Origin of the sequence: Marinomonas sp. TI.3.20, assembly GCF_038155025.1 — a bacterium.
GTDB lineage: Bacteria > Pseudomonadota > Gammaproteobacteria > Pseudomonadales > Marinomonadaceae > Marinomonas > Marinomonas flavescens.
The window spans coordinates 154,962-170,479 of record NZ_JBAKAS010000003.1 but is presented as its reverse complement, the minus strand read 5'-3'; the positions used below and the strand labels follow the sequence as shown (position 1 = coordinate 170,479).

The following is a 15,518-nucleotide window of genomic DNA, read 5'->3' as shown; positions in this document are numbered from 1 at the left end:
TTACTTGTGATGTCGGTGTGTCCAACTTATTGAGTGAGTATGATAAGATGAGCGCTCTCAAAAATCGATTATTATGTGACTATGAACTCTTCATATTTGAATTTTAAGGATAAACACATCCTCGTTGTGGGTGATGTGATGTTAGATCGCTACTGGCATGGTGGCACATCTCGTATTTCGCCCGAAGCCCCAGTGCAAGTAGTAAAGGTCTCTACTATTGAAGATCGACCTGGTGGTGCGGCTAACGTCGCTCTTGGACTCGCTAAACTTGGCGTGGCTGTTACCTTGGTTGGTGTTGTCGGAAAAGACGAAAACGCAGAAGTATTGACCCGCTGCTTAGAAGCAGAAGGTGTCCGCTGCCAGTTTGTTTATTCTGAGACATTGCCTACGATTACAAAATTGCGCGTGATGAGTCGTCATCAGCAGTTGATTCGTTTGGACTTTGAAGAGCGAGAAGACAGTCTATCTCAAAATGATGCTGTAGCTACCATGGTAAAAGACTGCCTGCCTAATATGGATGCCGTAATCTACTCGGATTACGCGAAAGGTTGCTTAGCCGATGTGCAAACGCTGATTCAGCTGTCGAATACTGTTAATGTCCCAAGTTTTATTGATCCGAAAGGCGACGACTTTTCTATCTATAAAGGGGCGACTTTAGTTAAGCCTAATTTACTTGAGTTTGAAAATATTGTGGGCAAATGCAGCTCAGTAAAAGAGTTGGAAGAAAAAGCAAAAACACTTCGTGAACAATTTGGCTGGGAGGCGTTACTCGTCACTCGTGGCGAAGATGGCTTAATATTGTTGAGCAATAACAAACCGCCATTCTCTCTAGCGACCGCTGCTAAAGAAGTGTTCGATGTGACTGGTGCTGGTGATACGGTTGTCGCCGTGTTAACCGCTGTCTATGTGACCAGTAAGCGCTTTATTGATGCGGTAGAATACGCAAACCAGGCCGCAGGTTATGTGGTAGGTAAGTTAGGAACAGCTTCTATCAATGCCGAACAGCTTGACGCCATCATGTACCAGCGCAACCGTACGACTAATTTTGGGGTGTTATCACCTGTCGATGTACTTGAACAAATCAAATTAGCTCAGGTGAGCGGCGAAAAAGTAGTTTTCACCAATGGTTGTTTTGATATTCTTCATCCTGGTCATGTCGCGTATATGAAGCAGGCCAAAGCCTTGGGCGATCGATTAATCGTTGCGGTTAATACCGATGCGTCAGTTAAGCGCCTAAAGGGTGAGAAGCGACCGATTAATAATTTAGAGCATCGTATGGCGGTGTTGGAAGGAATTGGGGCGATCGATTGGGTGACCTGGTTTGATGAAGATACACCAAAAGAAATAATCGAAGCACTCAGTCCGAACGTTTTGGTAAAAGGCGGGGATTACACCATTGAAAGTATTGTTGGCGCCGAACACGTGCTGTCCCATGGTGGTGAAGTAAAAGTATTGACCTTTGTTGATGGTTATTCAACAACTTCCATTATTGAAAAGGCAAATTTGTAAATGCAAGACGAAGCGACATTGAATGTAAAAAAACAACAAGAAACCATAACTGGAATGTCACTGTATTTCAGGTTATTAGGCTATGTGAAACCATCACTAGGGTATTTCTTGCTAAGTGTGTTTGGTTATCTTTTATATTCTTCTATGCAGCCAGCTTTGGCCGCTTTGCTTAAACATATTGTGGACGTTGTTTCTAATAATAAAGTCGTTGAAGGGCGATCTTTGATCCCGATGGCTATTTTAGGTGTCTTTTTCGTTCGCGGTGTCGGTACTTTTTTCGGCAGTTATTGCATGGCAAAAGTGGCTAATAATGTCGTTTTTGATCTTCGCACTAGCATGTTTAATAAAATGGTAACTTTGCCATCAAGTTACTTTAATAGTATGCCAAGTGGCCGTTTACTGGCCAAGTTAACGTATGACACAGAGCAAGTTGTGGATTCAGTTACTCAGGCGATTCAGGTTATTTTACGAGAAGGGTTAAGTGTTATTGGTCTACTAGGGTATATGCTCTTTATTAACTGGCGTCTTTCTCTATTATTTCTTTTTGTCATTCCCTTTATTGGGCTTGTTGTTCGCTACGCTTCAAAGCGCTTTCGTAAGCTAAGTTTGAAAATACAAAATGCCATGGGCAGCGTGACAGATGTTGCCTCTGAGGCGATTAAAGGGCACGAAGTCATTAAGATCTTTGGCGGCAATGAATATGAAACTCAACGTTTTCATAAGACGGCTCAAGAAAATCGTCACTCACAATTAAAAATGGAATTAACCAAGGCACTGAATGTGCCTATTATTCAGTTTATTATTGCCTTGTCTTTGGCATTGTTAATTTGGTTAGCATTAGATCCTGCTATTTCAGCAAGTATGTCTGCCGGTGATTTTGTTGCCTTCATCGGTGCTGCAGGTATGTTGAGCAAACCTATGAGACAGTTAACGTCTGTAAATAGTATCTTGCAAAAAGGGATTGCCGCAGCGCAAAGTATTTTTGCATTTTTGGATTTAGACAGCGAAAAAGACACTGGTAGCAAAACAGCAGATCGCTTGAAGGGTGATATTAGCTGGAAAGGGTTAACCTTCCGTTACCCAAAAATGGAAAAAAATGCACTAAACGACGTAACCTTGACTTTGCCGGCTGGCAAGAAGTTGGCATTGGTAGGGCGTTCCGGTAGTGGTAAATCGACCTTAGCTAATTTGATTCCGCGCTTCTACGATGTGGATGATGGCTGTCTGTTTATAGATAATGAAAATATTAATGACTACACCTTGCATGACCTCCGTAAAAATATTGCTCTAGTGAATCAACAGGTGGTTCTTTTTAATGGAACGATTCAGGACAATATTGCTTATGGTGGCTTGAGAGATGTGTCCAGAGAAGAGGTTGTAGAGGCGGCAAAAGCGGCCAATGCTTGGGGCTTTATTCAAGAACTAGAGCTAGGTTTAGACACATTGGTTGGCGAGAATGGAGTGTTGCTTTCTGGTGGACAACGTCAGCGACTTGCGATTGCTAGGGCCATCCTAAAAAACTCTCCTATTCTTATCTTAGATGAAGCAACGTCTGCGCTAGATACTGAGTCCGAACGGGCTATTCAGCAAGCGTTGGACAAACTGATGGAAAATCGAACTACCATTGCGATTGCTCATCGACTTTCTACTATTGAAAACGCTGATATCATTGCGGTTGTGGATCATGGAGAAATAGTTGAGCAAGGCTCTCATCGTGAATTATTGGCTCTTAATGGCGCTTATGCCAAGCTCCATAATCAACAATTTAGCGATGTTGCTGAATAACGATGTGGCTTTATCGTCTTTTGTTGTTGGTATTAACCCCGCTTATACTGGTTAAAATCCGGCGGTTTAGAAAAACCTATCCTGCGTATCGAGCTCGGGAAGCTTTTGGTTTTTGGCAGCCAGTTAAAGCAGATATTTGGATTCATTGTTCGTCAGTGGGAGAGGTGCTAGCAGTGCGTCCTTTGGTAGCTCAATGGGCAGAGAAATACCCTGAGCGATCAATGCTTATTACAACGATGACACCGACAGGTGCTGAGCAAGTTGAAAAGACATTTCCGTTTGCGTCTCACCGGTATTTGCCTATGGATTGGCGGTGTGCGGTTAAACGCGCATTAAAGCAGATTGACTGCGATCACTTATTGATTGTAGAAACAGAGCTTTGGCCTAATCTTCTGCTACAAGCGAGGCGTAAAGGCTTGCGTATTAATATTGTCAATGCCCGCTTGAGTGAGCGCTCTTTTAAGCAGTACCAGCGTTTTCCCCGTTTATCGAAGCGATTAATGGCATTGCCAACGAGTTTCTTGGCACATGCTCAGGCAGATGCCGACCGCTTCAGTGCATTGGGGGCGAACAATGTGTTGGTTACCGGCAGTATTAAGTTTGACCTAAGTGTGCCGGCCTCGGTTGCAGAGCAAAACTGGCATCGGCAAATGTCGAGTTCGTTTGTCTGGACTGCGGGTAGTACGCATAACGGCGAAGATGAACCTTTGCTAAAAATCCATCAAGCGTTAGTGGAAAAATACCCTGATGCCTTACTGATTTTGGTTCCTCGACATCCTGAGCGCTTTCAGAGCGTGTATGAACTGGCTTGCGAATATTTTGATCATGTCGCGTTGCGCAGCGAGATCGAACCTGCAAACTGGGCCGGGTTGAATGTTGTTATCGGAGACTCTATGGGTGAGCTGATGCAGTACTATCAAGCGGCTGATTTGGCTTTTGTCGGTGGTAGTCTTATTAAGCGGGGTGGTCATAATCCTATTGAACCTGCTTTGTTGGCTCGAGCTACACTGGTTGGGCCTTTTACCTTTAACTTTGCAGATATTACCGAGCAGCTTATCCAGCATCGTGGTGCTATTCGCTGTCAAAACGCAGAACAGCTACAAGAAGTGGTGATCTCATTAGCAGGAAAGCACAGTCAGTGCCATCGTCTTGGGCAAGCAGCCTTGCGGTTTGCTCAGCAAAATCAAGGTGCAGTGACGCGAGTTTTATCTGAAATAGACTTCCGCTAGACGACTGATTACAATAGCAACACAATTATCTCATGGGGTGTTTTGGTTGAATTTTAGCCATCACTGAGAAGCGGATACGCTAACCCATTGAACCTGATCCAGATCATGCTGGCGTAGGAATCGAGATAGCAAGCCCTTCTTGCCATTTCCCCTGTACGCCGCTCACTTTTAGGAGCGACACAATGAATAAATTTTTACTAAGCGCTGGCGCCATCACGGGGGCGTTATTGTCTTTCTCGAGCGCTTCTTTTGCCGAAACCTTGAATGTTTATACCTATGATTCTTTTGCTTCTGATTGGGGGCCAGGTCCAAAAATCAAAGCCAACTTTGAAAAAGAGTGTGGCTGTGAATTAAAGTTTGTCACCGTCGATTCTTCTGTTGGTCTTTTATCACGAATACAGCTTGAAGGTAAAAATTCAGCGGCAGACGTTGTGCTAGGCCTCGATCTTAACCTAATGAAAAAAGCAGAAAAGACGGGATTGTTAGCGGATTCTGGTGTTAATACGAGCCATGTTGTTACCCCTAATACTTGGACGAGTCCTATTTTTGTGCCATTTGACCAAGGTTATTTTGCTTTTATCTATAATGCAAACAAGCTAAAAACACCGCCGACCAGCCTGAAATCTATTGTTGAAAATCAAAATCTACGAGTCATTTATCAAGATCCGAGAACCAGTACGCCTGGGTTAGGTTTGTTGCTTTGGATGAAAGCAGTTTATGGCGATAAAGCGGCTGACGCATGGGCCACGCTAGCAAAGCACACGGTAACCGTGACAAAAAGCTGGTCTGACGCGTATGGTCTTTTCTTAAAAGGCGAGTCGGATGTGGTATTAAGTTATACAACTTCACCTGCTTACCATGTGATTGAAGAAGGCAAAACACAATATAAAGCGGCCTCCGCGAGTGAAGGATTTTATCCACAAGTAGAAGTGGCAGCGATGTTAAAAAATGCGCCACATCCTGCTTTGGCTAAGAAATTTATGCAGTTTATTCTAACGCCAGGTTTTCAGTCTACTATTGCGACGGGGAACTGGATGTTCCCTGTTGTTAAGCAGGCCAAGCCATTGCCAGCGGTTTTCAGTACTTTGCCTAAACCAGTGAAGGTGCTAACACTGTCAGCTGATGAGGTTGCTAAGCATCGTCAAGCTTGGATAAATGAATGGCTTGAAGCAACGACACGCTAATGGGGCAATGTCGTTCATCTGTTCGTCTTTTTATGCGGCTGTTACCTGCATTAATCGGTGTTTTACTCTTTGTATTTATTGGAGCCGCCAGTTTGGCGGCTCTATTGCATTATATGGATATCTCACAGTGGTCGGGATATTTACAAAATGCGTATTTGTGGCGAATTATTCGATTTTCATTATGGCAAGCGTTATTAAGTAGTGTACTTAGTTTGCTTATTGCGATTCCGGTTGCTTCTTGTTTAAGTCATCGAAAATTTAAAGGTAAAAATTTACTGCTACAGTTATTTGCTGTGTCTATGGTGGTGCCAACGATTGTTGCCATTTTAGGTATTGTTGTGGTCTATGGTCGATCTGGTTGGTTAGCGACAGGGTTAGGGATCAATGTTCCTCTTTATGGGTTACTAGGTATTTTGTTGGCGCATGTGTTTTTTAACATGCCGTTGGCAGTGCGGCTGTTGCTACAGGGGTACAATCTTGTGCCTTCTGGGCAATGGCGGCTCGCTTCTCAATTAGGATTTTCAAGAGGAGCATCGTTTTCGCTTATTGAATGGCCTTATATCAAAAAAGTTCTACCAGGTGCTTTTGTTCTGGTGTTTATGCTGTGTTTTTCAAGCTTTTCTGTTGTGTTGAGTTTGGGAGGTGGACCTAAATCGAGCACCTTGGAAGTAGCGATTTATCAGGCGTTACGCTTTGATTTTGATTTAGATAAAGCCAGCTTTTTATCACTACTTCAAGTGGCCATTTGTACGGTAGTTGCAATGGTTATTTATAAAGTGGTGCCTAAAAATCAACAAGATGCCAGCTTGTTGAAAGTGCAATCTTATTCCGTACGAGACAGTAGGGTGGCGCGCGGCTTTGATATGTTCATCATGATTATTGCTTTGTTATTAGTCTTGCCACCATTTTTGGCTATTTTTGACCCTATATTTTCAGATAAGTTTTTACCTACACTGCTATCAAGGGCGACGTGGCATGCTGTCTGGGTTTCTTTAAAAATTGCGATACCTACAGCACTGTTAAGTTTGTTGCTTGCTGGCTGTTTTGGTGGCCTTGCTCGTAAGGCGATGGACCAAGGTTGGTGGTCGTTCCTACCAAGTAAATTAGAGCATCTAGGAAATATGATTCTTATGGTGCCGGGATTGGTGTTGGCGACAGGGTTATTTCTATGGCTTCGCGAGTTTGGCTTTAGTTTGCAATCCAGTTATTGGGTCGTTGTCTGGGTCAATGCGGTAATGGCGTTGCCCTTCGTGCTGAGAGTATTGATGCCGGTAGTGTATCAGCAGGAAAAACGTTTTCGTAATGTGTATTTGAGTTTAGGTGTTTATGGCTGGTGTCGTTTTAAAATTGAGTGGCCTCTGATCCGTAAAAGTGTTGCTCAGGCTGTTGGTTATGCGCTGTTACTCTCATTAGGAGACATGGGCGTTATTGCGTTGTTTGGTAGTCAGGGATTAGTGTCCTTACCGTTATATCTTTTCCAATTGGTTGGATCGTACCGCTTAGAAGAAGGGGCGTGTATTGCCGTAATACTAATCTCTTTATGTCTTATTTTATTTTATCTATCAACGCGACTCATCGGAGGAAAATCAGGTGTTAGAGATTAATCTCCAGTACAATTGGGAAAACTTCCGAGCCGATTATCAGGTATCAATCGAGCCAGGAATGACGACGCTATTGGGCGCTAGTGGAGAAGGTAAAAGTACTTTACTTCAACTGGTTGGAGGTTACTTAAACGGACGTGGAACGCTTTCTTATTTGGGTGAAGATTTTTCCAGTCTTGCGCCTTATGAAAGGCCTGTTACTACTTTGTTTCAAAGTGATAACCTTTTTCCTCAGTTAACCGTTTGGCAGAATGTTGCTATAGGCCTTGAGCCTTCATTGAAGTTAACGGATCAGCAGCAAGAGAAGGTAAGTTGGGCACTAGAGCAAACTCAGCTAATGAGCAAGCGAGATCAAATACCACAAGCCTTGTCCGGTGGGCAGGCTCAGCGGGTGGCAATAGCAAGAGTATTAGTGCGCAATAAACCGATTTTATTATTGGATGAGCCATTTAGTGCGCTCGATCCAATGTTACGAGAAGAGATGTTAGCGCTGGTGCATAATGTTACCGAGCAGTTTCAGCTGACTACCGTGTTGGTGTCTCATATGCCAAGTGAAGCCTTGCTGGTGGGAGGGCGTGTTATGTTGATTGCAGGCGGCCGTGTTGTTGCTCACGAATCGGCCGATGTTCTTGCTTCTAAATCTCTTCCAGATGCTTTTTCGAATTATCTTGGGTTGTTTAACCCCTCGACAAAAGAGCATTAGTGGTTTACAAAGCACACTGATTTTTGCTTGATAAGTTAAAGGGAGGGGATGCATGGCTTTATTAGTTGATGAGCGTCAAATGCTAAAAAAAGGGATCATATTAACAGTTGCCTATGCTTTTATTATGTCGGTTACTGGACTTGCAGCTAAGCAGGTTCAGGAAACGATTGCCGTTCCTGTTCTGGTTTTTTGGCAGAGCTTATTTTGTGTCATAGTACTTTATCCTCAGCTTCATGGACGTTGGCAACGACGTCCCTTATCAATATGGAAAATTCACTTTTTACGAAGCTTGGGCGGCTTTACTGGTTTCTTATTTTATTATTTAGCGTTGAATCACGTGCCCTTGGTTGAAGCAACATTACTACGCTATTGCGCGCCGCTCTGTGTTCCGCTCGTGGTATTTATTATGCATCGAGTAGCGGTTCCAAAAACAAGATGGATCCCTCTTGTAATTGGTTTTATTGGCGTTGCTTGTATTATTCAGCCAACCCCAACACATCTAAACCCTTGGTATTTAGTGGGTTTTCTATCGGCTATTGGCTTGGCTTTTTCTATGGTGACGACTCGTATGCTGTCCCATCAAGTGAGCGGTCAAGAAACCATGATAGTGTATTTTCTAATATCGGCTTTCTTGTCTTTATTCCTTGTATTAGTGCAAGGAGATAGCTTGTTACTGCCTATGGCGAGTTGGCCATTTGTTGCGGTTGTTTGTGTGACTTTATACCTTGGCATGTTTTTATACACAAAAGCGTACTCCTACGCGCCTGCCAGTATTGTGTCTCCTGTTAGCTACGCCGGCGTGGTTTTTAGTGGTTTTTGGGGATGGGTCGTTTGGGGGCATGTGCCAGATGCGTTTGCCTATACGGGTATTTCATTGATCTTTTTGAGTATTATTATCAGTACCCGCATGGCAAGAAATCGCGATAAATGATGACTATCTAGCCGCTTTTAATGTCATCAGTTTCTTATTCAGCAATGTAGCGATAAAAATCCCTGAGAAAATTAATAGCATTCCAATATAGTGAAAGCTAGAAAGGTGTTCGCCTAAGAATAATACAGAAAGCGAAATACTAAACACGGGTAATAAGTGTATAAATTGTCCTGCTGTGGCCGCGCCTAGTTTTTGTATGCCTAAGTTCCAACAAAGAAAAGCGGCGAGAGAGGCAAACAGCCCCATATACAAAAGTGTCCCCCAGTTCGTTGCTGATAAGTCGCTGATTTGAGTGCTTCCAAAGAGGAAAAAAAGCGGTGCTTGAATGGCTGTACCAATTAAAGCGGTGGTTGTAAAAAAGCCGATAAGAGACATTTCCTTCGGGCGTTTTGCAATTAGGACAGAATACACAGCCCAACTAATCGCAGCGACAATGATCCATAAATCACCTTGCGACATTTTTAAATGAAGCAGTGTTTCTAAGCTACCGCGGCTGATAATTTCAATCGCGCCAATGGTTGATAGAAATATCCCTGTATTTTGCACCCAGCTGGTTTTGTTTCCGAGCAGCACTCTTGCTGTGATGAGGATGATGACGGGCACAATAGCATTAAGCAATACTGCGTTAGTCACGCTGGTAGAGGTTAAGCCTATGTATAAAAATAGATTGTAGTTGCAAATGCCTAACCAGCTAAAAAGTAATAGTAAAGGCCAGTTTTTCGCAATTATGCGCCGTTCTGCCCATATTTTTTTATACGCTAAAGGGAGGATTATTAGGCAAGCAATGCTCCAGCGTAAAAATGAAATGGTATAAGGATCTATTCCCTCGGATACAGTGAGTCGTCCAAGTACATAATTACCAGACCAGAAAAGTACTGGTAGCAATAGGTAGGCAAAAGAGGGCATATAACATCCTTATTTAGAGCGTTACTTTTTTATGATTTGTTTTATCAAGAGACTCTAACGCTATAGAAGATAAGATAAAAGCTAAGTCGAATGCTTTTTTTAGTTCACGTCTTTTGACATTAAATCGCGTCGAAGAATAATTGGCTAACGGGTAAGCTAAAAAGCTTTTCTTGAGATATATGCATTTAGCAGCAAGAATACTCGCTCAATGTAATCTAGTCGTTTATTTATTGTTCTGTATGCTATACAATTCGCGTCCCTGTAAATCTATACTCCTTGTCTCAAGGCTTCATAACAGGGGGGGCGTAGAGACTAGAATCCATAAGGAGAGCTTAAATGCGTCATTATGAAATCGTCTTTCTGGTTCACCCAGATCAAAGCGAACAAGTACCAGCAATGGTTGAGCGTTACACCAACCTAATCACTGAAGATGGTGGACAAGTTCACCGTCTAGAAGATTGGGGCCGTCGTCAACTAGCTTACCCAATCAACAAAATTCACAAAGCACACTATGTTCTTATGAACATTGAGTGTTCTGACAGTGTTTTAGCTGAATTGAACGATACTTTCCGTTATAACGATGCAATCATCCGTAACTTGGTGATTCGTTGTAAAGATGCGGTTACAGATGTATCTCCTATTAAAGCTTCTGAAGGTCGTGAAGATCGTCGTTCTGCTCCTCAACGTGAAGAGCGTAACAACGAAACAACTGAAGAAGTTGTTGCTGAAGAATCTGAAGATTAATCAATATTTTTATTAGGAGACACGTATGGCTCGTTTTTTTCGTCGTCGTAAATTCTGCCGTTTTACAGCAGAAGGCGTTAAACAGATCGATTATAAAGATCTAGAAACACTGAAAGGTTATGTTACTGAAACTGGTAAAATCGTACCTAGCCGTATTACTGGCACTAAGGCACGTTACCAGCGTCAACTAGCGACTGCGATCAAACGCGCTCGCTACATTGCTTTGCTTCCTTACACTGATAGCCACTTTAATTAATAGGTGGAACGAAGTACCAAAATGAGCGCTTTAGCGAAATGGGTTATGACACGTCCGCGCAATGCCGTTATTGGCGTTGCTGTTTTCAGTATCATCCCCTTACTGTTTTGGGTATCTGCCGCCATTATTGGTTTGGTAGTGCTTCGTAAAGGTGTAAAAGAAGGAATACCTGTATTAGCTTGGGGCTGTTTACCTGCAATAGTATTGTGGGCACTCCAAGGTGATGCGACAACATTAATGGTGTTGATTAACGTGACATTGTTAGCCTGTTTACTTAGGGTGACAACGTCGTGGAGTTGGGTGTTATTGGCTGGTAGTTTTATTGCCGTCATTAGCTCTTTTCTGCTGCCTTTACTTATGTCGGACATGTTGAACTTAGTGACTTCACTTATTCAGCGAGTCATGACATCAGAAGGGGTGAAGATGCCTGATAAAGGTGTCATCTTTCATCAAGCGGTAGTGGCTTTGTCCATTATTCAGGCGATGATAGCCGTAACTTCGTTATTCTTAGCGAGAAAATGGCAAGCAGGGCTCTATAATCCAGGTGGATTACGTGATGAGTTTCATCATTTAAGACTGCCTTTAGCGTTTAGCTTGGTGTTAGGTGCAATGGTGTTGCTAGGTGAAAGTCTAGGCGGGCCGTACCTTGTTTTATCTCAAGCAGCTATTCCAGCATTAGTGTTGCCAGGCATTGCATTAGTACATGGTATTCTAGCAAAAAAAAGAATTGGGATTGTTGGGCTAATTGCGTTTTATCTTGTAGGATTTTTTGTTCTAAATGTGTATTTCGTAAACATATTAATCATACTGAGTGTGGTTGATAGTTTTGTAAATATACGAGAACGGATCCAAGATAAATCATCCAGCATCAAGTGATAGTGATTGATTAATTAGAGGTGATCGAGATGGAAGTTATTCTACTCGACAAAGTAAACAAGCTAGGCGGTATTGGTGACGTTGCAGTCGTTAAACCAGGTTATGCTCGTAACTTTTTGATTCCGAACAGAAAAGCCGTAATGGCAACTAAAGCTAACTTGGCTAGCTTTGAAGAGCGTCGTGCTGAACTTGAAGCGCAAGCTGCTGAGCGTACAACCGCTGCTGAAGCTCGAGCTTTAACTTTGGCTGGCAAAACTTTCAAAATCGAAGCAAATGCTGGTGATGAAGGTAAGCTTTTTGGTTCTATCGGTACTCGCGATATTGCTGAATTGATTTCTGCTGAAGTTGCAGTAGCCAAAGCGGAGATTCGTCTTCCTGAAGGTGCTATTCGCCACACAGGCTCTTTCGAAGTTGATATTCAAGTGCATCCAGAAGTGGTTGTTACTGTTACTTTGGAAGTTGTTGCTCAGTAATTCGTTTCGACGAAAACTGATCAATAAAAAAGGGTGTCTTGCTTAATGCAAGATGCCCTTTTTTTATTAGCATGATAAGCTAATCTCCCTGTTATTTTACTATTCCGCTTTGGGTGTTTTTACGTGCAATTAAACGATTCTGAAATAGCTTCTATCAAACTACCTCCTTATTCAATCGAAGCCGAACGCTCTGTCGTTGGTGGTTTGATGCTAGACCCACAAGCATGGGAAAAAGTGTCTGAGCTGGTTATTGCCGACGACTTTTATCGACCAGAGCATAAACTTATCTTTACTGTGATTGCGCGCTTAGCGGATGAATCAGAACCTATTGACGTGGTTACCATTGGTGAGCGTCTAGATAAGCGCGGGGACTTAGAGTCGATCGGTGGCATGGCTTACCTGATCGAAGTGGCAGAAGCGACACCGAGTGCATCCAACATCGGCTCTTATGCTGATATTGTTCGAGAGCGCTCGATTCTACGCCGCCTTATTTCCACCACCAATGAAATCTCAGCCAGAGCTTTTCATCCTGAAGGGATGACGGCTGCCGAAGTATTAGATGAAGCCGAGCGCCGAATCTTTCAAATTGCCGAAGGCGGTGAGAAAAAAGGTGGCCCTCGTATTGTCTCTGATATTTTGAGTGCGACTGTGGATAAGATTGATGAGCTTTATCATCAAGAAGGGGCTATTACTGGTCTGAGCACAGGATTTACCGATTTAGATGGCATGACAGCGGGCATGCAAAAGTCTGATTTGATTATTGTCGCAGGTCGTCCATCTATGGGTAAAACGACATTTGCGATGAACTTGGTGGAAAATGCCACCATGATCACGGATAAACCAGTGGTTGTTTTCAGTCTTGAGATGCCTTCCGAGCAGCTCATGATGCGTATGTTGTCTTCTTTGGGCCGAATAGATCAAACGCGTATGCGTTCAGGTCAGCTGGTGCAAGAAGATTGGGATAAATTAATGTCAGCGGTCAAGATGCTGAAAGATCGAAAATTGTTCATTGATGATACGGCAGGTATTAGCCCAACCGAAATGCGCTCTCGTGTTCGTCGAATTGCTCGTGAGCATGGTGACGGTACTGTTGCTATGATCATGATCGATTACCTTCAACTGATGCAAATACCAGGTTATACAGAAGGTCGTACTAACGAAATTTCTGAAATATCTCGTTCCTTGAAAGCGCTTGCTAAAGAAATGGAGTGCCCAGTTGTGGCGCTTTCTCAGCTTAACCGTAGCTTGGAGAACCGACCTAATAAGCGTCCGGTTAACTCGGATTTGCGTGAGTCTGGTGCGATAGAGCAGGATGCGGATGTGATTTCATTCGTTTATCGTGATGAAGTTTATCATGAAGATTCGCCTCATAAGGGCATCGCTGAAATCATTATAGGTAAGCAGCGTAATGGTCCGATTGGAACTTGTCGTTTGGCTTTTGTCGGTAAATACACTCGATTTGAAGATCTTGCTCCCGATGCTTACCGTGATTTTGATGACGATTAAGTGTCATTAGCTAAGTATCCCGTTTATGTGAATTCTCCATAAAGTTGACAATAAAGCCACAAGAATAGTGGCCAATAATATGATAAAGAGACCAGGAACTATTTATGAAAAAAATGCCTGTTACGAACAAAGAATATGATTTCCCTGCGGATTATCAGATTGTCTCAAGTACGGATACAAAAGGGCGTATTACCTTTGTTAATGATCACTTTTGTGATGTGGCTGGCTATGAGCGCGAGTCATTAATAGGTAAAGCACATAATGTCATTCGCCATCCAGATGTTCCGCCAGCGGTGTTTGCTGATATGTGGAGTCACTTGAAAAAAGGCAATAGCTGGATGGGGCTAGTGAAAAACCGTTGCGCAAACGGTGATCATTATTGGGTAAGTGCCCATGTTAGTCCTTTGCTAGATAACGGAAAAATCGTTGGTTATGAATCAGTGCGTCGCAAAGCAACGCGCGAAGAAATTAATCACGCACAAATGTTTTATGATCGACTGAATGCAGGGAAAAATGCGATATCTACAGACACTAAGGTAGCGTCATTTTTTGCTAATAGTGTGTGGCCTTTGATGCTTGTCGTGGTGCTGATGGCAGCGATTGCTTTATTGTCAGCAAGCTTGTCATTGCAGGTTATAGGAGGAGTAGCTGGCGTTCTTGGTGTGTGGTTCTTACTAATCCAAAAACAATCATTAGGCGTCATATTGCAGCACCTACCAGTCGAAGCTCAGAACCCAATCGGTCAGTATTTATATTGTAAAACCATTGGTAATAAAGCCGCTGTGCGTTTCGCTCATATCCATCAAGATGCTGCGGGCAACACATTTCGTTATCGCTTACTTGAAGGGTCTGAGCAGTTACGTAAGCGTGCTTCTAGCGTTAAAGTTAGTGTGGCGACGAACTTGGATAACTTTACGAAACAGCGGGATACATTTAGAAGTGTAGTGGCCGCAAGCTCACAGCTTTTACAAAGCGTGAACGATGTTGCAGAGCACGTCGGTCGCGCGGCAGAAGCAACTGAATCGGTCGCTATTGCAGCTCGTGAAAGTCAAACTTTAGCGCTGGATACTGGCGATACTATGAGACAGGTTTATGCTGAAATATCAGCGGCGAAGGCGGTTGTTGACATTTTGACAGAGCGTAGCGATAACATTAATAACGTAGTGAATTCGATCAGTGATATCGCTGATCAGACTAACTTACTTGCTTTGAACGCGGCGATCGAGTCAGCGCGAGCGGGTGAAGCGGGTCGTGGTTTTGCCGTTGTTGCAGACGAAGTTCGAGCGCTTGCGATCCGAACTCAAACGGCTACCCAAAGTATTAATGAAATGACTGAAGAACTGAAGAAAAACACCTCTGATGTGACTCGAGCGATTGATAAAGGCAGTGTGGTTGCACAAGAAGGCGTAAGCCGAGTGGAGCAAGTGGCTGAGAAGATGCGGACAATAGAGTCGGCTATTAAGCACATTGTTGAAATGACCGCGCAAATTAATGTTTCGTCAGAAGAGCAGTCAAGTGTCGCGCGAGATCTGAATGATCAGATGCAAGAAGTGGATGCCCTAAGTTTGGCCAGTATTGAACGTGCGGAAAACACCGTGACGAATATTGCACACATTGAAGAAGAGGCTTACGAGCAAGGAAATTTAGCTGAGCGTATGAAGTCTTAAATAAGAAGCGGAAAGTGCTTTGGATAAAAGCCTAGAAGACTGGCTTAGCGTTTATCGTTAAGTGAGCTTCTGGGCTTTTTTAATGGCATTAGTAGCTGAGAAACTTGTCAGTATTTGTTATGGTTTGCGTAATCTATTGTTAAGGGTG

General features: G+C 43.2%; 14 protein-coding genes and 1 riboswitch. Of the genes, 13 read left to right on the top strand and 1 reads right to left on the bottom strand.

All coding sequences use genetic code 11. The features are described from left to right. Positions 1–81: 81 nt before the first annotated feature. The 7 genes from hldE (at position 82) to V6259_RS04950 (ending at position 8,942) form a co-directional block, all read left to right on the top strand. A complete protein-coding gene (gene hldE, locus V6259_RS04980) occupies positions 82–1,509 on the top strand; it encodes a bifunctional D-glycero-beta-D-manno-heptose-7-phosphate kinase/D-glycero-beta-D-manno-heptose 1-phosphate adenylyltransferase HldE (RefSeq protein WP_341583556.1) in 1,428 nt (475 codons plus the stop codon). Further along, positions 1,510–3,294, top strand: a complete 1,785-nt coding sequence (msbA, locus tag V6259_RS04975; protein WP_341583555.1) for a lipid A export permease/ATP-binding protein MsbA — start codon at positions 1,510–1,512, stop codon at positions 3,292–3,294. Between the two features lie 2 nt (positions 3,295–3,296). After that, positions 3,297–4,523, top strand: coding sequence for a 3-deoxy-D-manno-octulosonic acid transferase (locus V6259_RS04970; protein ID WP_341583553.1), 1,227 nt, complete (start codon positions 3,297–3,299; stop codon positions 4,521–4,523). Positions 4,524–4,546: 23 nt separating this feature from the next. Then, a riboswitch (TPP riboswitch) is annotated at positions 4,547–4,661 on the top strand. Between the two features lie 44 nt (positions 4,662–4,705). Further along, complete coding sequence (gene thiB, locus V6259_RS04965; RefSeq protein WP_341583552.1) at positions 4,706–5,707, top strand: thiamine ABC transporter substrate binding subunit; 1,002 nt, start codon at positions 4,706–4,708, stop codon at positions 5,705–5,707. Further along, a complete protein-coding gene (thiP, locus tag V6259_RS04960) occupies positions 5,707–7,311 on the top strand; it encodes a thiamine/thiamine pyrophosphate ABC transporter permease (protein WP_341583551.1) in 1,605 nt (534 codons plus the stop codon). Before thiB ends, thiP begins: the two co-directional genes overlap by 1 nt. Further along, entirely contained in the window at positions 7,298–8,011 is a 714-nt protein-coding gene (locus V6259_RS04955) for a thiamine ABC transporter ATP-binding protein (protein WP_341583550.1), read from the top strand. Before thiP ends, V6259_RS04955 begins: the two co-directional genes overlap by 14 nt. A 52-nt stretch (positions 8,012–8,063) precedes the next feature. After that, the gene (locus tag V6259_RS04950) at positions 8,064–8,942 is read left to right on the top strand and encodes a DMT family transporter (protein WP_240537058.1); all 879 of its coding nucleotides are present in this window, start codon (positions 8,064–8,066) and stop codon (positions 8,940–8,942) included. 3 nt (positions 8,943–8,945) lie between these two features. Here V6259_RS04950 and V6259_RS04945 read toward each other — a convergent pair whose 3' ends face one another. Next, entirely contained in the window at positions 8,946–9,848 is a 903-nt protein-coding gene (locus V6259_RS04945) for a DMT family transporter (protein WP_341583549.1), read from the bottom strand. A gap of 336 nt (positions 9,849–10,184) precedes the next feature. On the opposite strand from V6259_RS04945, the gene rpsF reads away from it, so the two are divergent. From rpsF to V6259_RS04915, 6 genes are all read left to right on the top strand, one after another. Next, positions 10,185–10,592: a 30S ribosomal protein S6 gene (gene rpsF / locus V6259_RS04940; RefSeq protein WP_133012017.1), complete on the top strand. Its 408-nt coding sequence runs from the start codon at positions 10,185–10,187 to the stop codon at positions 10,590–10,592. Positions 10,593–10,617: 25 nt separating this feature from the next. Then, positions 10,618–10,848: a 30S ribosomal protein S18 gene (gene rpsR, locus V6259_RS04935; protein WP_036161308.1), complete on the top strand. Its 231-nt coding sequence runs from the start codon at positions 10,618–10,620 to the stop codon at positions 10,846–10,848. A 21-nt stretch (positions 10,849–10,869) separates the two neighbouring features. Further along, complete coding sequence (locus V6259_RS04930; protein ID WP_133012016.1) at positions 10,870–11,724, top strand: hypothetical protein; 855 nt, start codon at positions 10,870–10,872, stop codon at positions 11,722–11,724. A gap of 29 nt (positions 11,725–11,753) precedes the next feature. Next, positions 11,754–12,197 (top strand): 50S ribosomal protein L9, encoded by a 444-nt coding sequence (gene rplI, locus V6259_RS04925; protein ID WP_341583547.1) that lies wholly within the window; start codon positions 11,754–11,756, stop codon positions 12,195–12,197. A 123-nt stretch (positions 12,198–12,320) separates the two neighbouring features. Next, positions 12,321–13,703, top strand: coding sequence for a replicative DNA helicase (gene dnaB / locus V6259_RS04920; protein WP_133012014.1), 1,383 nt, complete (start codon positions 12,321–12,323; stop codon positions 13,701–13,703). Positions 13,704–13,807: 104 nt separating this feature from the next. Then, on the top strand, positions 13,808–15,370 hold the full coding sequence (locus V6259_RS04915; RefSeq protein WP_341583546.1) for a methyl-accepting chemotaxis protein: 1,563 nt from the start codon (positions 13,808–13,810) through the stop codon (positions 15,368–15,370). The last annotated feature ends 148 nt before the right edge of the window (positions 15,371–15,518 follow it).